The following is an 18,185-nucleotide window of genomic DNA, read 5'->3' on the forward strand; positions in this document are numbered from 1 at the left end:
CTAGCTGATCGAGCTCTTGCTGCACGGTCGCGTATTCGGGAAGCGCCTCTAAGATCGTCTGGGAGTCGATGTAGCCAATTTTTTGCTGGGCGTGAGCCCCACCGCTCCAAGCCCCGCACAGCACGGCTCCCAGCACGGCGATCCGAACCATGCGCCGGGTCAGCCCGGTCGATGTCCTGCCACCGCGCCTACCGTCGCGACGCTGATTCTGCATGACTCCTGGGTATGCAACTGGCCTGTGCTGCCGAATGGTCAGGAATGCGTCAGTTCTAACGTCCCCCGCCGCCTCCCCCGAAGCCCTGTCCCAGCGAGAACTGGAACGACCACCCCGGGTCCTCCACCCCGCCCGTGTCGAGCGACCGATGGGGGTCGAAGTTATACCCGTAGTTGAACTCGATCATGCCAACGATGGGGAGAAATAGCTTCACCCCAACTCCGGCCGACCGAAACAGGTCGTCGGGGCTATACGCGTTCAGGCTGCTCCACGCGTTGGCCGCATCGAGGAACACGTACGGGCGGGCCTGCAGCTGCTGGGACTCGACCGCCTTCCACCGAAACTCGGAGGTGTACTTGTTCATCACCTGGCCGCCCTGCGGCTGCAGGTTGCCCCCACGGGTGCGGTTGAGCGGCCCGATCACACCGCGCGGGTAGCCGCGCATGAAGACCGGGTCCGTCCCAAACGTGCCCCCCTGGTAGTCGAACGGCGTTCCGCCGACCTCGAAGGTCTCGAATCGGACGGGATCGCCCGTGATGGAGCCAATGTAGCCGAAGTTGGTGCCGACCCCGAACGAGAAGTTGTCCCCGACCGGCACGTTCCAGCTGGTATCCAGGCGCCACTTGTGATACTGAACCAGCTCGCCGATCGGGGGGGCCACCTCCACCGAGAGCGAAACGTTCGAGCCGGTGCGCGGAAAGGTGGGGTTGTCCACCGAGTTGCGACTCAGCGATTGCCGGAACGTGATGGACTGGTTCGTTCCGAAAGGCACACTGGTGAAGAGCGGCCGCCGCTCTCCGGTGCTGGCGTCACGGCCCCGGTTGTCGTACAGCTGAAAGCCCACACGCGACCCCACCATAAACTTGTCGTCGGGCCAGTTCAGGCGCTGGCGGACGAAGAGGTTCGCCGAGATGTTCTGAAATCGCCCGTCCCGGATCCCCCGGGAGGCACTGCGCCCGCCGAAGACCGAACGGGTGTACTTCGAGTACGACACCGAGCCCCCGACCGGCGTCGGGCTTCCCCCAAACCAGGGCTCCGTAAAGGAGAGCGAGTAGTTCTGGAAGAAGGTGCCGTTGGTCCGGACGTTCACGCTCAGCTTCTGCCCGTCGCCGGACGGAAGCGGACGCCACGCGTCTCCCTCAAACAGGTTTTGGGCCGAGAAATTGTTGAACTGAAATCCGAGCTGAAGGACGAGCCCGAACTGCCCGAAGGTTCCGGAGAGCTGCAACTGGTCGCTCCCCACCTCCTTGACACTGTAGCTTACGTCGGCCTCCTTCTCTTCCGGGTCGACGCTGATGTCAGGGCCTCCGGACAGGGATTCCTGACTAAAGTAATCTAGCTGATTCAGCCGGCGGATGGACTCCTGAATTGCACTTCGACTGAACCGGTCGCCGGGCACTGTGTAGAGCTCCCGACGGATGACGTAATCCTTGGTTTTCGTGTTGCCGCTGATGTTGATGTCGCCAAAGTTGTACACGTCTCCCTCCCGCACGTCCATCGTGATGTCTAACGAGTCCTCTCCTACGACCCGCACCGTCGGCTGCACATCCGCCCGCATATACCCCCGGTCCATGTAGAGGCCCAGCACCCCGCTCTCTCGCCCGCTACCGTACAGGTTCTCGTCGAGGGCCTTGCCGTTGTAGACCTGGCCCTCCGTGAGCCCTAGCTGCTCAGACAGGACACGATCCGGGTAGACGCTGTTGCCCTCCCACGTGACCTCACGTACATAGTATTGCGTTCCCTCCCGCACCTCGACGTCAATCCCAAGCCCGCCATCGCCCATGTAATACACCGAGTCCTGAACGATCTGGGCGTCGTAGTAGCCATGCTCACGGTAGAGATCGATGACGAGATTGAGGTCGTCCTCGTAGGCATCCTGCTTGAACTGCTCGCCCTTCCAGATGCGCCACCAGCGGTTCTCTCGCGTCTCTTCCATCGCGCCTCGAAGGTCCCCGTCGTCGAACCGCTCGTTGCCGAAGAAGCGAATGCGCTCGACCTCGATCTCGTCCTTCCGGTCAACATTGAAGGCGAGCCGAACGCGATTGCCTTGGGTTTCCGTGCGCTGTACGTCCACCTCAGTGCGCAGATGGCCCTCGTCCTCGTAGAAGTTTTTGATGATCTGCTTCGTCCGCTCCACATCGGACGGCCGGACGGGACTGCCCTTGAGAAGAGGAATCTTCTTCTTGAGGTCCTCGCGGTCCCCCCCGTCGATGCCCCGAAGCTCATAGGCCGTGAGGGTGGGCTCAGGCGTCACGTCGATGATGAGTGTCACGTTGCTACCAGACGAATTGGCCCGGCGGATGGACACATCCGAAAACATCCGCAGGTCGTAGATGGCACGGATGGCCTGGCCCACGGCCTCGCCGGACGGGAGGGCGATCTCCTGGCCCGTCGTGAGGCCACTCGACTGAATCACAAACTGGCGCGTCTGAGCATCGTCCACCCCGCGCACTTGGATGTCCTCAATCATGTACGTAGAGCGCGGTGCGGGGCTCGTCGTCTGAGCAACCCCCAGGACGGGCGTGCTGAGAAGCACAGCAAATGCAAGGGCGGACAGCCGTAGACGCATACCAGTGGAACGCTCATTCGAAGACGACGCGACTAGATGCCAATCAGCCCGCTAAAACAGGACTCCCTACGGGCAGTTTCGGGGCACGACGCATGCGTGTGTCTCTTAACGCGCCTTCCCCGGGAATTATTCTTCCCACCCACGGACGGCAGTTTGCGATCACCTACGCTAAGCCACGACCCATTTATTTAAGCTACGACCCATTGGCAGGGGAGCGCTCAATGCGACCGAACCGACGGTCCCGATCTTGGTAGCTGCGAACGGCCTCGTACAGCTGGGCCCGCCGAAACGCCGGCCAAAACTCATCGGTGATGTAGAGCTCGGCGTAGGCACTCTGCCAGAGCAGAAAGTTCGAAAGCCGATACTCCCCTCCGGTCCGCACCAGGAGGTCAGGGTCCGGCATGCCCGATGTGGCGAGCTGCTCTTCAAACAGCGCGGCGTCAATGTCGTCCGGCGAGCACTCCCCCTCTTCAGCCTTGGCGGCCAGGTCGCGGGCGGCCCGCAGGATGTCCCAGCGTCCGCTGTAGGAGAGCGCAAGGGTGAGCGTCAAGCGGTCGTTGTCGGCCGTGTCGCGCTTGGTCTGCCGGAGGGCGTCTTGGCACGACGCCGGGAGCTCGGACACGTCGCCGATGATTTCGAGCTGCACCCCGTTTTCCATGAGGGTGGCCCGCTCCTCCTGCACGGTCTGCACAAGGAGTTCCATCAGGGCATCGATCTCGGCATCGGGCCGCTCCCAGTTTTCAGTGCTGAACGTGTACAGGGTGAGGTAGTCGACCCCGAGTTCCGCACAGGCTTCCGTCACGTCCCGCACAGAGGCAACGCCCTCGTGGTGGCCCACCACCCGTGCCTCATCTCGCTCTTGGGCCCACCGCCCATTTCCATCCATGATGCAGGCGATGTGGGTCGGGAGCGCGCCGCGGTCGCGAAGGGCACGCTGCCGCTCGTCGTCGCTGCGCTCGGCCGCCGTGTGCGGTGCCGATCCGTTCGCCGAGGGATTTTGGGACGATGCCATGGGACTGCTTCGCTCCGTCCGAGTGTACGCATGATGAGGCGCTTCCTCTCCAGCGCTCAGAAGTGCAGCGGGACCGCAATCTACGAGGTACCCCCTCGAAGGTCAACGGCCGCCTCTGCACATTTTGTGTCAACCCGCCGCGCCCGCAGTGCGAGCCATCTGGTCGTGTAACCCGCTCGCCTACAGCCGCAGGATGTCGTTGAAAATGAGGAACGCCATGAAGCCGATCAGCAAGATCATGCCCACCTGCTGCGCCACTAGACGGACCCGCACGGACGGGCGCCGCCGCGTGACGGCTTCGTAGAGCAGAAACAGCAGCTGCCCCCCATCCAGCGCCGGGATGGGAAGGATGTTCATGATGGCCAGCGTGATTGAGAGCGCCGCGATGAGCCGCCAGTACGGGACGGCCCCGGCGGCCGCCGCTTCACTGGCAACGTCGGCAATCATGACGGGCCCGCCCAGGCTGTCGGTCAGGCTGTCGCGTCCCTCAGCGATGCGCTTCAGGGTGACGACAATGTTTCGGCTGAGGGTCCAGGTCTCCACGGCTCCTGCCCTGAGGGCATCCAGGGCTCCGTACGTTACGGTCTGGATCCCAAATTCGTCGTAGAGCGCCTGCCGCGTCACCGAACTGGCACTGGGACTCCGAACCCCGAGCAGATACCGCTCCCGATCCGCATCGTACCGCGCAGTCACCGAGTCCGCAAAGACGACCCCCTGGCTCGTCCGCCGAACCACTCGCGGCGACCGCGGTCGATCCACCGTTCCGACGAGGGAGTCTGGGCGGAACCAACGCATCGCCACCCGCGCCCCCTCGGCCTGCTGCAGCCGCGCGCTCATCTCTCGCCAGAACCGCACCGTGTCCCCCTGAATGGCGTAGACCCGATCTCCCGTCCGCAGCCCTGCCGAGTCGGCCGGGCTGCCCGCCTCCACGGCCCCGATCAGGGGGGGCTGAAACCCGAGCCCAAAGCCCTGGTCGTTGTTCTGAGCGCGGCTCAGCCGCGAGATGATGTCGGGCGGCCCGGTAATCAGCTGCCGCCCTCCCTCCCGCACCACGGAAATCGTCAGGGTGTCCGCCGCGATGAGCGACGACGGCTCCACCTGAGAGAAGCGTTCAAAGGCTGTGCCGTTTACCTCCACGATGCGGTCGCCCGTGCGAAGCCCCAGGTCGTGGGCCACCGACCCCTCCTCCACATACACCTGTTCCACGTTCTTCGCGGGGATGTAGGTATCCCCTTCGCTCCAACTTAGCCCCCCAAAGATGAGGATGGCCAAGAAGGCGTTGAAAATCACCCCGGCACTGATGACGATGATGCGCTGCCAAACCGGTTTCCCCCGAAACTCCCACGACTCGGGATCGGTCTCCACGTGGTCGGTGTCCAGGCTCTCGTCGATCATGCCGCTGATCTTGACGTAGCCGCCCAATGGGGTCGCCCCCACCGCGTACTCGGTCTCTCCGTACGTCCGCCCAAACAGCGTCGGGGGGAACCCGATCGAAAAGCGCTCCACCCGCATGCCGAAGTACTTCGCTGTCAAGAAATGGCCCAGCTCATGGACGAACACCAGAATGGTGAGCGCCAGCAGCACCCAGAGGGTGGACGTGAGAACGCTAATCACAAGCTCCATACGAGCACATCAAAAACCGAGGGGAAGTCAACGCCGCTTCAGGGGGGAGACAGCGACGAGTTCACCGCTCGGTTGAATTTGATGCCGGCAGGGGGAGTTCCTCGACAAGCCCACGGGCCTCCGCATCCGCCGCTACCAGATCGTCGAGGGTGGGATCGGCCTGCACCGGGACCTGCCCGAGCGCGCGCTCAATGGCGCGGGGAATGCCCAGGAAACCCATTTGCTCATCCAGAAAGCGACCCACGGCCGCCTCGTTGGCGGCATTCAGGATCGCCGGGGCCGTGCCGCCTGCCTCAAGGGCATCATAGGCGAGTTGCAGGCACGGGAATTTGTCCAGATTCGGACGCTCGAAGTCGAGGCGTGACAGTTCATCCCAGTCCAGTCGCTCGTGGGGGGCGGGCCAGCGGGCCGGTTGGCTCAGTGCGTACTGGATGGGCACCTTCATGTCCGGCACCCCAAGCTGGGCTTTCACCGCCCCATCGGCAAACGACACCATCGAGTGCACGATCGACTGTGGGTGCACGAGCACTTGAATGCGGTCGACCGGCACGTCGAAGAGCCACTTCGCCTCGATGACCTCCAGTCCCTTGTTCATCATCGTGGCGGAGTCGGTCGTAATCTTCGCCCCCATCGACCAGTTCGGATGGTCGAGGGCCTCCTCCACGGTTATGTCCGAAAACGTCTCGGCCGGACGGTTCCAGAAGGGCCCTCCAGAGGCCGTCAGCACGAGATCCTCCACCGACCGCTCAGACTCGCCCGCCAGGCACTGAAAGATTGCCGAGTGCTCACTGTCAACCGGAATCAACTCCCCATTTCCCTCGTCCAGCACCTGAGCCACCAGCGGCCCTCCGACGACGAGCGTTTCTTTGTTTGCGAGGGCGACCTGCGTGCCCGCCTCTAAGGCCCTTAGGACAGGCCGCAGGCCGGCAAAGCCGACCACCGCCCCCATCACCACGTCTACGCCCGGCCAGGTGGCGGCCTCGCAGAGCCCCTCCGTCCCAACGAGCACCCGAACGTCCGGCGCGTCTGCCGGCAGCACTCGCTCGAACGCTTCGGCCCGCTCGGCGGACCCGACAGCCACGCACGCGGGGCGGAACTCCTGCACCTGCTTGGCGAGGCGCTCCACATTCTGGCGGCAGGTGAGCACCCGGACATCGAACCGGTCCGGGAAAAGGCGCACCACCTCAAGGGTCTGCGTCCCAATCGACCCGGTCGCCCCAAGGAGGGCAAGCTGCCGGGGCTCCGGGTCCGAGGTGCCGTTCTGTGAGACTGTCTCCATGGGGGAATGTACCGCACTGGGATGGTGAACATCGCCGCGTCCTCATGCCCGTCGCCGCTCCGCTCGGCCTGTTCAACCCGGGAAACGTCCGTCTTGGGCGTGTCGTAGGATGGTACTCGTCACTGTTTGCATTGCTTCGTCCCCCGACCATTGGGGATCTGCCCCCCACACGGCTTCTCCGCTCCGTCGTGATACCGCCCGTTTCTTCGTGGCCCGGTTCCGTCCGGGCGATGCGTCTCGTGACGATCGTTCTCGGGGTGAGCCTCCTGCTCGGGGTGCCCACCGCTCCCACGCACGCCCAGCAGCCCGACAGTACACAACTGAAGAAATTCCAGCGGGCCAATGGGTTCCTCCGTGCCGACCAGCCCGAACGCGCCCTTCCTCTCCTCGAAGACCTTTACACCGACGCCCCCCAGAACACGGCATTTTACCGAAAGCTGAAGCAGACCTACGAGAGCATTAAGCGCTACGACGACGCCCTCCAGTTGGTAGACGACCGAATCGACTCTGCCCCCACCGTTTCACTTCTCGCCGAGAAGGCCCGGCTTTTATACCAGAAAGGCGAGGTGGATGCCGCCAACGACACGTGGGACCGGGCGGTCGCCCTCGCCCCAAGCAGGCCCCAGACGTACCGGACGGTCTACAACGTCCTGGCGGAGGTCCGTCATTTCCGCAAGGCCATCGCGGTCCTTCGCGAGGGACGTGACGCCCTCAACCGCCCCGGCGCGTTCCGGACCGAGCTGGCGCAGTTGTACGGCCTCGATGGGCAGTTCGAGGCGGCCATGCAGGAGTACGTCGCGCTTCTGAGCGAGGCGCCCGGCCGGCTCAACTACGTCCGAAACCAGCTTCAGACGTTCGTGGAACAGGGACAAGGCCTCGAGGCCAGCATTCAGGTGCTGCAGCAGACGGTCCAAGAGACCCCCCTGAACGAGGCGTACCGAGAACTCCTGGCCTGGCTCTATACGGAGCGGGACGACTACGCCGCTGCGTTTGACGAGTACCGGGCCCTCGACCGGCTCGGGGAGCGGCAGGGACAAATTCTCTTCCGGTTTGCCCAGCAGGCCGCCGATGCACAGCGCTATGGCGTGGCCACCCGGGCCTGCGAGGCCATCCAGGAGCAACATCCAGCGTCGACCGTCGCCCCCAAGGCCCAGAAGCTGCTCGGGGACTTCTATCGCCGGTGGGCCCGCCAGGGCGCCGACTCCACCTCGACCGCGGAGGACTCGGCCCGGTATGCCAGGGCCCGGGCCGCCTACAAGAGCTTCCTGCAAAACAACCCGCAACACTCGGACCATCCAGAGGCACTGCTCCGCCTCGGCACGCTTGAGATCGATGTGTACCGCGCGCTCGACCAGGCCCAGGAGGCGCTTGACCAGCTCGTGTCGAACTACTCGGATACCGAGGCGGCCGACGAGGGGCAGTACCACCGGGGTCGCATCGCAGTGCTCCGAGACTCCCTCGACCGAGCCCGCCTGCTCTTCTCGCGCCTGGCCGCCAGCGCGCAATCGAGCGACTTTGCCGACCTAGCCCAGTATGAGCTGGCACTTCTTCACTTTTACCGAGGCCAGTTCGACGCCGCGATGGCCCGAGCCACGTCCATCAGCGAGAACCCATCGGCGGACGTGGCCAACGACGCCATCGAGCTGAAGACCCTTCTGCAGGAGGCCCGCGGCCCCGACTCTTCGGACACGGCCCTTCGCACCTTCGCCCGGGCTCGGCTCTCCCAGCGACAGCGTGCCCACGGCCCCGCCCTGTCCATGCTCGACACGCTCCTACAGCAGCACCCGCGGCATCCTCTCGCCGACGATGCCCGGTTCCGGCAGGGCGACCTCCACCTCGCCCGCGGCGACACCGCGGCGGCCCTCACGGCCTTCCGGGCCGTCCCGGAACGTCACCCGCGCAGCCCCTACGCCGACCGCAGCCTCTTCCGGGCCGCGGCCCTCCTCGAAGCCAGCGGCCGCCCCGGGGCCGCCGCACAAGCCTTTCGGCGACTCCTTACGGAGTACCCCGCCTCCCTCCTCACTGGCGATGCGCGGGGGCGCCTCCGCACGCTTCGCCACTCACAGGGGTAGGGGTGCTCCCTTCGTCTCGCAGACGCTTCTCTCAAACCGTGCACGCTCCGCCATGCGCTTCCGGTCTGTTCTCCTCACTGCCGTCGTGCTCGCGGTGGGCCTGCTTTCCGCGCCCTCGGCGACGGCCCAAGACCTGCTCATCCCGATGGACGCGCAGCAAGAAAACCACCTGAAGGCCTACGGCGCCGTCTACGCAACGCTCCAGGAAGAGCAGACGGTCGACTGGCTCCTCAATTACCGCGGCGGGTCGTTTCTCACCGAGGCCAGCGAGACCGTCCGAGAGGAGCTGCAGGTCCGTGGCGTGAGCTTCACAACCGTCAGTGCCGGGCAGGCGTCAAAGATCATCGCAGAGGTGGAGGCCGACGGCAGCAACAAGTCTGTCGTGCCCCTGGAGAAGGCCCCCGAGATTGCTGTTTACGCGCCGGAAGGGGCCGTGCCGTGGGACGACGCCGTGCGGCTGGCCCTGGAGTACGCGGAGGTGCCCCACGACGTGATCTACGACGAGGAGGTGCTCAACGGCGACCTCGCGTCCTACGACTGGCTGCACCTGCACCACGAGGACTTCACCGGCCAGTTCGGCAAGTTCATCCGCTACCGCAACGAGCCCTGGTACATCCAGAAGCAGAACAAGGCGGAGGCGGCGGCCAAGAAGTTTGGGTTTCGCAAGGTGAGCCAGCTCAAACGGGCCGTGGCCCAGCGGTTCAAACAGTACGTCTCGCAGGGCGGCTTTCTGTTTTCGATGTGCTCCGGCACCGAAACCTTCGACATTGCTCTCGCCGCCCATCAGACCGACATTGTACCGGAGGAGTACGACGGGGACCCGGTGGACCCAGACGCGCTGGAGCAACTCGACTTCGCAAACACCCTTGCCTTTCGGGACTTTTCCCCAAACCTGAACGCCCGCGAGTACGAGCACTCCAACATTGACGTAGGCCCGCCGCCCCCGAAGATGCGGGACCCCTCCCTGGACTACTTCACGCTATTTGAGTTCAGCGCCAAGTGGGACCCGGTCCCCAGCATGCTTACCCAAAATCACGTGGCGACCGTTCGGGGCTTTGTTGGACAGACAACCGCGTTCAACAAGGATGTACTGAAAGAGGACGTGGTGGTCCTCGGGGAGGCCCCGGATCGTCCGCAGGTCCGATATATTCATGGGGCCCACGGGCAGGGCACCTTCACGTTCTACAGCGGCCACGACCCGGAGGACTACCAGCACTTCGTGGGAGATCCGCCCACGGACCTCTCGCTCCACCCCCAATCGCCCGGCTACCGGCTCATTCTGAACAACATTCTCTTCCCTGCCGCCAAGAAAAAGAAACAGAAGACCTAACGCTCGCGGTGCATCTCTTCTCCCTGCTCGTCCCCTGGTCCCTATGAGCCCCTCTCCCGCCCCCAAACCGGTCTCGGCCTCCGAGTGCAAGATGACCGAGATCGTCCTTCCCAACGACACGAACGGCCTCGGCAACATGATGGGCGGTCGGCTGCTGCACCTGATGGACAAGTGTGCGGCCATCTCCGCCCAGCGGCACGCCCACCGCGTGTGTGTGACCGCGGCCGTGGACAACGTAGAGTTTCAGTCGGCCATCCGGGAGGGCGAGGTGGTTGTGATCGAGAGCCACGTCAACCGCGCCTTCCGCACCTCGATGGAGGTGGAGCTGAACGTGTGGGCCGAGAATCCCCTGGAAGAGACACACCGAAAGTGTAACCGGGCCTTCTACACGTACGTCGCCCTGGACGAGGACGGCACTCCCGTGCCTGTCCCAGACGTCGCCCCGACGACCGACCAGGAGCACGAGCGCTACGCGGCTGCCGCCAAGCGCCGAGACATCCGCCTCGTGCTCGCCGGGCGCAAGGGGCTCGAGGACGCGTCGAGCCTCAAAGAAGACATGCTGACGGCATTACAACACTCGACAGATGCCACAGCGTGATCCGCGCAGGGCCCAGCCGCGTCTCCAGCGAGGGCGCACACTTCTCGTCGTGCTTCTTCTGTCGCTGTGTGCGGTCGTGGCCGACGTCGCCCCGGCCCTCGCGCAGCGGCAACCCAATGCCCTGGGGCTTGGCTTCCAGGTCGGGCAGCCCGGCGGGCTCGCCGTGAAGTGGTACCGCCCCAGCCCCATCGCGTACGATGGGATTTTTAGCACCGACGGGGACGACTTCATCATCGGCCACATTCACCGGCTCTGGGAACGTCCCGTCCCCGACTCGCCCCTCCACCTGTTCGTGGGCCCCGGCCTGATGGCCGGCCCCTCGCGGCTCAGCCAGTCGCCGCGCCTCCGCTTCGGCCTGAGTGGCGAGGCTGGACTCAATTTTTACGCCGAACGGTTCGAGGTTTTCTTGCATGTGACCCCGACCCTCCAGTTCTTGCCCACTACCCAGGTGGCGATCGACGCCAACGCCGGCCTTCGGTACTACCTCCGGCTCCCCTGACCTCTCGGGCTTTTCCCATGTTGTTCAATCGTGTCCTCATTACCGGTGCCAACGGACTGCTCGGCCAGGCCCTCGTCCGGTGCCTCGGCCAGAATCGCGAGTACGACGTGCTGGCCACCGCCCGGGATGACACGCCGCGGTTCGAGGACGGCTCGTGCGGCTATGCGCCCCTCGACGTGACCCAACCGGACGACGTTGCTCGGATCTTTGAGGACTTTACGCCCAACGTGGTCGTCAACTGCGCCGCAATGTCCGACGTGGCGGCGTGTGACGAGCACCGCAGCGAGGCGTGGGCGGTCAACGCCCGCGCCGTCAAGAGGCTGGCGAAGCACTGCCGCACCACTGGGGCCCGCCTCGTGCAGGTATCCACCGACTTCGTGTTCAACGGCACGCGCGGCCCCTACGACGAGACGGCCCGCCCCGACCCCGTCAACTATTACGGGCGCACCAAGCTGGCCGGCGAGAACGCGGTGCGGGAGGCCGGGCGCGCCAACTGGGCCATCGTGCGTACCGTCCTCCTCTACGGGACCGGCCAGAATCTGAGCCGGTCAAACCTCGTCCTCTGGGTCGCCGACGAGCTGTCGAAGGGCGAACCCCTCCACATCGTCGACGACCAGCACCGCACGCCCACCCACGTCGACGACCTGGCCGCCGGCATCGAGCGGCTGCTCCACCACGAAGAGACGGGCGTTTACCACGTCTCCGGGGCCGACTTCGTCTCGGTCTACGAGCTCGCCTGCGCGGTAGCGACGGAGTTTGGGCTCGACGCCTCCCTCATCGAGCCCGTGTCGAGCGACTTCTTCGAGGACGACGTGGAGCGCCCCCCGCGCACCGGCTTCGTCATCGACAAGGCCAGGGACGAGCTCGACTACACCCCGCGCTCCCTCGACCAGGGCCTCCGCGACGTGCAGGCGTCCCTGCAGGGGTTCTCTTCAGCCTGAGAGCCTTCCTCCCACTTCATCTGGATCACAGACGACAGATTCTCCGCTCCACATGATCGATCTCGATACTGTTCGTACCACCCCCCGCCGTGTGAAAGAGGCGCTCCGGGCCAAAGGCATTGGCGCCCCCGACCTCGTGGACACGCTCCTGGAGGTTGACGAGGACCGCCGGGCCGCCATTACGGAACTGCAGGACCTGCAGGCCCGGCAGAACGAGCTCTCTCAGCAAATCGGCACGCTGAAGCGAGAGGGCAAGGACGCAGAGGCCGAGGCGATCATCGACAAGACCGGCGCGATGAAAGAGGAGATCCAGCGCCTTGAGGACGAGGTGCAGGCGGCCAAGGCCCGGCAGGACGAACTCGTGCTCCAGCTCCCCAACATTCCGCACCCGAGTGTGCCGGTTGGGGCCGACGAGGACGACAATGAGGTGGAGGAGACGTTCGGCACGAAACCCTCGTTCGACTTCGATCCGGCCCCGCACTGGGAGCTGGCCGACCGGCACCAGCTCGTGGACCTGGAGCGGGGCGCGAAGGTGACGGGAAGCGGCTTTCCCTTCTACCTCGGAAAGGGGGCCCGTCTTCAGCGAGCCCTCCTCAACTTCTTCCTCGACCGGGCGCGGGAGCGCGGCTACACCGAGATGCAGGCGCCCCTCTTCGTGAACCCGGAGAGCGCGAAGGGCACCGGCCAGCTGCCGGACAAGGACGACCTGATGTACGACATCCCACGGGACGACTTCTACCCCATCCCCACCGCCGAAGTCCCCGTCACCAACTTCCACCGCGGCGAGATCCTCGAGGCCGGCGCCCTGCCCCGCCAGTACTGCACCTACTCTCCGTGCTGGCGGCGCGAGGCGGGCAGCTATGGCGCCGACGTGCGCGGCCTCAACCGCCTGCATCAGTTCGACAAGGTCGAGCTCGTGCGGATCGTCCACCCGGACGAAAGCTACCGGGCGCTCGACGCGCTCTTGGAGGATGCCGAAAGCGCGCTCGACGCGCTCGATCTTCCCTACCGTCGCCTCCTTATGTGCACCGGCGACATGGGCTTTACGCAGGCCAAGGTGTACGACCTGGAGGTGTGGAGCGCGGCCCAGGAACGCTGGCTGGAGGTGTCCTCTGTGTCCAACTTCGAAGCCTTCCAGGCCCGCCGGATGCAGATTCGCTACCGGCCCGAGCCGGAGGCCAAGCCCGAGCTCGTTCACACCCTCAATGGGAGCGGCCTCGCCTTCCCCCGCATCGTGGCGGCCCTCCTCGAGAACAACCAGCAGCCCGACGGGTCGATTGAGCTGCCGGAGGTGCTCCATCCGTACACCGGTTTCGCACAGATCGGGGTGGAGGCGTAGTGCGCGACGCGTGGCCTACGGTGCGGGACGAACATCACGGTAAGCAGCGCCCCCGCCCTTCTTCCTCGCCGCTCTCTGCCGCCTGCGTCACGCCTCCATTCGCTCCGACTCGCCCTGCAGGAAGGCCTCGGCGCGGCGCACCATTTCTTCGCTGCCGATGAAGAGGGGCGTCCGCTGATGAAGTTTGTCGGGCGACTTCTCTAGGATGCGCGCGTGTCCGTCCGACGCAGCGCCGCCGGCCTCCTCAGCAATGAAGCCCATCGGATTGGCCTCGTACATGAGGCGAAGCTTGCCCTCCGGACTGCTCTCCGTCGCCGGGTACATGTAGATGCCCCCCTTCAGCAGGTTGCGGTGGAAGTCCGACACGAACGAACCGATGTACCGTGTCTTCGCGGGCCGGCGGGTCTCCGGGTCCTGCTGCTGGAGCCAGTCGAGGTAGTTGCGCAGGCCCTCCTTAAAGGAGTGGTAGTAGCCGCTGTTGATCGAAAAGAGCCGCCCCCGCGACGGGGTCTGGATGTCCGGATGCGACAGCAAAAACTCGCCGATCGACGGGTCGAGCGTGAAGCCGTTCACCCCATTGCCAGTGGTGTAGACCAGCATCGTTGAGGAGCCGTACACCACGTATCCAGCCGCCACCTGCTCAGTGCCCGGCTGCAAGGCCGCCTCCGGCTCCGGCTTCCCCTCGACGTAGCCGTCCGGAAGCCGGTAGATGCTGAAGATGGTGCCCACCGACACGTTCACGTCAATGTTGGAGGAGCCGTCGAGCGGGTCCAGCAGCACAATGTACTTTCCATCCCCCTCTTCCGAGACGCTACTCAGGGGAATGGCCTCCGCGTGCTCCTCGGACCCAATCAGGCAGCACTCCCCCCCGCGACGGAGCGCCTGGACGAACTCGCGATGCGCGAGGGCGTCCATCTTTTGCTGCACCTCTCCCTGCACGTTCCGCTCGCCCGTGCTGCCGTACACGTCGATGAGCCCGGCACGGCGCATATCACGATTTACGATTTTGGCCGCCAGGCTGATGTCGCGAAGAAGCCGCGAAAAGGCCCCCGTTGAATGCGCGAACGTATCCTGGCGATCGAGAATGAACTGCTCAAGGGTCTGGAACGTGCCCAGGTCGTCTTCGGGCACTCCGTCACCGGCGTGGGAGGTGTGATGAGATCCGGTCATGGCGCGAAGGGAAGTGGGTGGAAAGAAGGAGCGTAAAAACAGGGCCCCTGCAATATAGGGTATTTTGGAAGCGGTTCCAAACGGCGTCGGTCGCCCTTCCCTCCCTCAAACGAACGCCTCGAGGTTAAGCTGCTCCGCGATGCGCCGGGTGTTCGGGGCCGCCCCCGGACGCTCATCGCTGTCCGTCAACAGTCGGCGTAGGTCGCCCGGTCGGTCTACGTCGTACCACTGCGGAAGCACCGCGATGTCCGCTGCGGCCTGGCCGGCCCGGGACAGGGTCTCGGCAAACACCTCCGAATGGCTGTAGCTCATGCCGTCGAACAGCTGCGGATAGAAGGTGCTCATGCCCAGCACGTAGAATCCGCCGTCCTCCGTGGGCCCGATGCAGAGGGAGGTGGACTCGCGAAGGGCCTGGTCCGCCCGTCGCAGAAACGACGGCGGCAGGGTTGGATGATCGCTTCCCATCCCAATGACTTGCCCGTAGCCCTCCTCGAGGGTCTCTCGAAAGGCGTGCTGCATCCGGGGGCCAAGCCCGTCCCCCTCCTGCGCGTGAACGCTCACGTCGGGCGGCACTGCCTCGAGTCCGCCATCGGGCAGCGGCGGGGCCAGGTACAGCCGCACGTCCACGCTGAGCCGCACCGCCTGCCGCAGCGTATCGCGCAGAAAGGCCGTGTAGAGGCGCGCCGCCTCGCCAGCGTTCAGGGTCGGCGTGAGGCGCGTCTTGACGGCCCCCGGACGTGGGACCTTGGCGAAGACGAGAAGGGCAGTGTCCATGTGACTCAGGGGCCGAACGTGAAACTTGCCGGGACGCCACGCCGCGCCCAACGTCAACGCATGCGCTGGAGCGTAGCGTGAAGGGTGTCGAGGGCGTCATCGACATTCTCCTCGGTCGTCTTCGCCCCCAGTGAGAACCGAACGGCGGCGGAGGCCGTCGGCCGATCCAGGCCGAGGGCCGTCAGGACGTGGCTCGGCTCCAGCGCGCCGCTCGTGCACGCCGACCCGGCGGAGACGAGCACGCCCTGCATGTCCAGGTTCAAGATCAACATCTCGCCGTCCACGGGATCGCCTCCGTCCGGCGGAAAGGCCACGTTCACGACGTGTGGCGCAACGGGCGCCTCGTCCAGCGGCGTGTTGAGAACGTACGGGCCGGGCACCGCGTCGTCGAGCCCCTCCACGAGGCGCCGCTGAAGCCGGGACAGCCGCGCCGCCCGTTCGTCCGCCTCCGCCACGGCCCGCTCCAGCGCCTCGGCCAGCCCGATGGCCCCGGCCACGTTCTGGGTGCCGCCCCGCCGGTCGCGCTCCTGGGAGCCCCCCTCCACGAGCGGCCCGAGGTCCACCCCGTTGCGGACGTACAGCACGCCGATGCCCTTCGGCCCGTAAAACTTGTGCCCGGACAGGGACAGCAGGTCCACCCCGAGGTTGTCCACGTCGAGCGGCTGCAGGCCCGCGGCCTGCACGGCATCACAGTGCAGACGCACGTCGTGCGCGTCGCAGACCGCCGCCACGCCTGGAATATCGGTCTGCACCCCGATCTCATTGTTCGTGTGCATCAGGGACACGAGGACAGTGTCGTCGTCGATCGCCGCCTCGACCTGTTCTGGCGTGACCGCCCCATGGGCGTCCGGCGACAGAAGCGTCACGGGCCGCCCCTGCTGCAACATTCGCTGCGCCGGCTCGACGACGGCCTTGTGCTCGGCGGTGGAGGTCACCAGACCGGCGTCCGGCGTCGCCTCCCCCGCCGCGCCCACCATTCCCTTTAGGGCCAGGTTGTCGGCCTCGGTGCCCCCGCTGGTGAACACAATCTCGCTCGACTCGGCCCCCAAACAGCGCGCGACGCGCTCACGGGCCTCTTCCATCGCCACCCGTGCCCGCCGTCCCATCTGGTGCACGGACGACGCATTTCCGTACTCTTCCAGCAGGTACGGTTTCATCACCTCGAACACCTCAGGGTCCAAGGGGGTGGTGGCGGCATGATCGAGGTAGACGCACTCCATCAAACGAAGGAGATCGGTGCAGTGGGCAGTCGTGAACCAGTACGACAATTGGGACTATGTCCAACGCGGAAGTGGGACGGCTGATTCGGACGTGACGCCGTGGGGTCTTCACACCTCCAGACAATCGCGCCGACGAACAATTCCGCTGGTTGGCGTGTTCGTCCGTCGACAATTTCGGCACTGAGTTTGATTCCACACGTCCTTTTCCCACCAGCTTCGTTGCTCAATGGACAAACTCGTCGTTCGCGGGGGGGCTTCCCTCCAGGGCCCCCTCACTGTGGGTGGATCAAAGAATACGGCCCTGCCCCTCATGGCCGCCACCCTCTTGGCGGAGGGTCCGTCCACCATCACCAATGTACCGGACCTGCGGGACGTGCGCACGTTCTCCAAGGTCATCCGGTATGGGGGGCCGGCCGTGACCTTTGACCCCGACGCCCACACCCTCTCGGTGGACGCGACCACCATCGACACGCCGGTGGCCCCTTACGAGATGGTCAAGAAAATGCGGGCCTCCTTCTACATGCTCGGTGCGCTTCTCGGCCGATGCGGATCCGCCAAGGTGTCGCTCCCAGGGGGCTGCGCATGGGGGCCGCGTCCGGTCGATCTCCACATTCAGGGCATGAAGGAGTTCGGGGCTGAGATTGAGTTGGACGAGGGCTACGTACACGCTTCGACGCCGAGCGGGGGCCTCACCGGCGGCACCTTTCGGCTCGAGCCGGTGAGCGTGGGGGCGACAATCAACCTTCTGCTCGCCGCCGTGACGGCCCGGGGCGGCTCCAAGATCGAGAACGCGGCCAAGGAGCCCGACGTGGTGGCCTTCGGACGGGCCCTCCAGGAGATGGGGGCTCAGATCGAGGGCCTCGGCACCCGCACACTCGAGATTCAGGGCGTCGACGCGCTCAACACGGGCACCTTCCGCAACACGCCCGACCGCATCGAGCTCGGCACCTTCATCCTGATGGCCGCGACGGCCGCCGAGCCCGGCCGCCCCGTCGACATCCACGAGGGCACCCATGAGCACCTGGGGCCCGTCTTCAAGGAAAAGCTGGCCGAAACGGGGGTCGACGTGTCCTACGGCGACGACACCGTGACCGTCACCCGCCCCGAGACGCTCCGCCCCGTCTCCATCGAGACGGCCCCCTTTCCCGGCTTCGCGACCGACCTTCAGGCTCAGTGGACCGTCCTGCTGGGCCTCGCCGACGGCACGGCCACGGTGACGGACACGATCTACGACGATCGCTTCAAGCACGTCCCGGAGCTGCAGCGCCTGGGCCTGGAGGTCGAGGTGGACGGCAACACGGCAACGGTGCACGGCGGGGCGCCGTTGAAGGGAGCAAAGGTGATGAGCACGGACCTCCGGGCCGGCGTCTCCCTGGTCATGGCCGGCATGCTCGCCGACGGCCGCACGGACGTCCTCCGTGTCTATCACCTGGACCGCGGCTACGAAGCCCTCGAGGACAAGCTGCGCGACGCCGGGATTGCCATCCACCGCGAGGCGTACGACGAGTTTGCGGAGCCGGACCGGGCGCCCGCTGAGAAGTAGAC

The 18,185-nt window shown here is 65.5% G+C and carries 14 protein-coding genes; 7 read left to right on the forward strand and 7 right to left on the reverse strand.

Annotation, left to right across the window (positions count from 1 at the left end; all coding sequences use genetic code 11):
- Positions 1–269: 269 nt before the first annotated feature.
- The 4 genes from bamA to V5A20_RS02300 form a co-directional block, all read right to left on the reverse strand.
- Positions 270–2,783 (reverse strand): outer membrane protein assembly factor BamA, encoded by a 2,514-nt coding sequence (gene bamA, locus V5A20_RS02285; protein ID WP_332315332.1) that lies wholly within the window; start codon positions 2,781–2,783, stop codon positions 270–272.
- 193 nt (positions 2,784–2,976) lie between these two features.
- The gene (locus V5A20_RS02290) at positions 2,977–3,795 is read right to left on the reverse strand and encodes an isoprenyl transferase (protein WP_332315331.1); all 819 of its coding nucleotides are present in this window, start codon (positions 3,793–3,795) and stop codon (positions 2,977–2,979) included.
- A gap of 180 nt (positions 3,796–3,975) precedes the next feature.
- Positions 3,976–5,418, reverse strand: a complete 1,443-nt coding sequence (gene rseP / locus V5A20_RS02295; RefSeq protein WP_332326630.1) for an RIP metalloprotease RseP — start codon at positions 5,416–5,418, stop codon at positions 3,976–3,978.
- A gap of 61 nt (positions 5,419–5,479) precedes the next feature.
- A complete protein-coding gene (locus V5A20_RS02300; protein WP_332315329.1) occupies positions 5,480–6,697 on the reverse strand; it encodes a 1-deoxy-D-xylulose-5-phosphate reductoisomerase in 1,218 nt (405 codons plus the stop codon).
- Positions 6,698–6,927: 230 nt separating this feature from the next.
- On the opposite strand from V5A20_RS02300, the gene V5A20_RS02305 reads away from it, so the two are divergent.
- From V5A20_RS02305 to serS, 6 genes are read left to right on the forward strand one after another with little or no spacing between them, the layout of a single operon-like run.
- Positions 6,928–8,769: a tetratricopeptide repeat protein gene (locus tag V5A20_RS02305; RefSeq protein WP_332326642.1), complete on the forward strand. Its 1,842-nt coding sequence runs from the start codon at positions 6,928–6,930 to the stop codon at positions 8,767–8,769.
- 52 nt (positions 8,770–8,821) lie between these two features.
- A complete protein-coding gene (locus tag V5A20_RS02310) occupies positions 8,822–10,099 on the forward strand; it encodes an asparagine synthetase B (RefSeq protein WP_332315327.1) in 1,278 nt (425 codons plus the stop codon).
- A gap of 43 nt (positions 10,100–10,142) precedes the next feature.
- Positions 10,143–10,697 carry an acyl-CoA thioesterase gene (locus V5A20_RS02315; RefSeq protein ID WP_332315326.1) on the forward strand — a complete coding sequence of 185 codons (555 nt, stop codon included), beginning with the start codon at positions 10,143–10,145 and terminating at the stop codon, positions 10,695–10,697.
- Positions 10,684–11,196, forward strand: a complete 513-nt coding sequence (locus tag V5A20_RS02320) for an RNA polymerase subunit sigma-54 (protein ID WP_332315325.1) — start codon at positions 10,684–10,686, stop codon at positions 11,194–11,196. The genes V5A20_RS02315 and V5A20_RS02320 overlap by 14 nt, the downstream gene beginning before the upstream one ends.
- A gap of 17 nt (positions 11,197–11,213) precedes the next feature.
- Positions 11,214–12,137, forward strand: coding sequence for a dTDP-4-dehydrorhamnose reductase (gene rfbD / locus V5A20_RS02325; protein ID WP_332315324.1), 924 nt, complete (start codon positions 11,214–11,216; stop codon positions 12,135–12,137).
- A 52-nt stretch (positions 12,138–12,189) separates the two neighbouring features.
- Positions 12,190–13,476 (forward strand): serine--tRNA ligase, encoded by a 1,287-nt coding sequence (gene serS, locus V5A20_RS02330; RefSeq protein WP_332315323.1) that lies wholly within the window; start codon positions 12,190–12,192, stop codon positions 13,474–13,476.
- Positions 13,477–13,563: 87 nt separating this feature from the next.
- Here the strand turns inward: serS and fbp are convergent, their stop codons facing one another.
- The 3 genes from fbp to V5A20_RS02345 all read right to left on the reverse strand — a co-directional run bounded on the left by fbp (position 13,564) and on the right by V5A20_RS02345 (position 16,688).
- Entirely contained in the window at positions 13,564–14,646 is a 1,083-nt protein-coding gene (fbp, locus tag V5A20_RS02335; protein ID WP_332315322.1) for a class 1 fructose-bisphosphatase, read from the reverse strand.
- A 105-nt stretch (positions 14,647–14,751) separates the two neighbouring features.
- Entirely contained in the window at positions 14,752–15,420 is a 669-nt protein-coding gene (locus V5A20_RS02340; protein WP_332315321.1) for a TIGR04282 family arsenosugar biosynthesis glycosyltransferase, read from the reverse strand.
- Between the two features lie 53 nt (positions 15,421–15,473).
- Positions 15,474–16,688 carry a cysteine desulfurase family protein gene (locus V5A20_RS02345; protein WP_332326631.1) on the reverse strand — a complete coding sequence of 405 codons (1,215 nt, stop codon included), beginning with the start codon at positions 16,686–16,688 and terminating at the stop codon, positions 15,474–15,476.
- Between the two features lie 178 nt (positions 16,689–16,866).
- Here V5A20_RS02345 and murA point away from each other — a divergent pair, with 178 nt between their 5' ends.
- Positions 16,867–18,183, forward strand: a complete 1,317-nt coding sequence (gene murA, locus V5A20_RS02350; protein ID WP_332315319.1) for a UDP-N-acetylglucosamine 1-carboxyvinyltransferase — start codon at positions 16,867–16,869, stop codon at positions 18,181–18,183.
- Positions 18,184–18,185 lie beyond the last annotated feature (2 nt).

Origin of the sequence: Salinibacter sp. (assembly GCF_036626415.1) — a bacterium.
Taxonomy (GTDB): domain Bacteria; phylum Bacteroidota; class Rhodothermia; order Rhodothermales; family Salinibacteraceae; genus Salinibacter.

What these genes read in the sequence shown, in the direction of transcription:
- V5A20_RS02340 (WP_332315321.1), bottom strand. Translation starts at nt 15,420, where the DNA reads ATGGACACTGCCCTTCTCGTCTTCGCCAAGGTCCCACGTCCGGGGGCC.
- V5A20_RS02320 (WP_332315325.1), top strand. Translation starts at nt 10,684, where the DNA reads ATGCCACAGCGTGATCCGCGCAGGGCCCAGCCGCGTCTCCAGCGAGGG.
- V5A20_RS02290 (WP_332315331.1), bottom strand. Translation starts at nt 3,795, where the DNA reads ATGGCATCGTCCCAAAATCCCTCGGCGAACGGATCGGCACCGCACACG.
- V5A20_RS02305 (WP_332326642.1), top strand. Translation starts at nt 6,928, where the DNA reads ATGCGTCTCGTGACGATCGTTCTCGGGGTGAGCCTCCTGCTCGGGGTG.
- murA (WP_332315319.1), top strand. Translation starts at nt 16,867, where the DNA reads ATGGACAAACTCGTCGTTCGCGGGGGGGCTTCCCTCCAGGGCCCCCTC.
- serS (WP_332315323.1), top strand. Translation starts at nt 12,190, where the DNA reads ATGATCGATCTCGATACTGTTCGTACCACCCCCCGCCGTGTGAAAGAG.
- fbp (WP_332315322.1), bottom strand. Translation starts at nt 14,646, where the DNA reads ATGACCGGATCTCATCACACCTCCCACGCCGGTGACGGAGTGCCCGAA.
- rseP (WP_332326630.1), bottom strand. Translation starts at nt 5,418, where the DNA reads ATGGAGCTTGTGATTAGCGTTCTCACGTCCACCCTCTGGGTGCTGCTG.
- V5A20_RS02310 (WP_332315327.1), top strand. Translation starts at nt 8,822, where the DNA reads ATGCGCTTCCGGTCTGTTCTCCTCACTGCCGTCGTGCTCGCGGTGGGC.
- V5A20_RS02315 (WP_332315326.1), top strand. Translation starts at nt 10,143, where the DNA reads ATGAGCCCCTCTCCCGCCCCCAAACCGGTCTCGGCCTCCGAGTGCAAG.
- bamA (WP_332315332.1), bottom strand. Translation starts at nt 2,783, where the DNA reads ATGCGTCTACGGCTGTCCGCCCTTGCATTTGCTGTGCTTCTCAGCACG.
- V5A20_RS02300 (WP_332315329.1), bottom strand. Translation starts at nt 6,697, where the DNA reads ATGGAGACAGTCTCACAGAACGGCACCTCGGACCCGGAGCCCCGGCAG.
- rfbD (WP_332315324.1), top strand. Translation starts at nt 11,214, where the DNA reads ATGTTGTTCAATCGTGTCCTCATTACCGGTGCCAACGGACTGCTCGGC.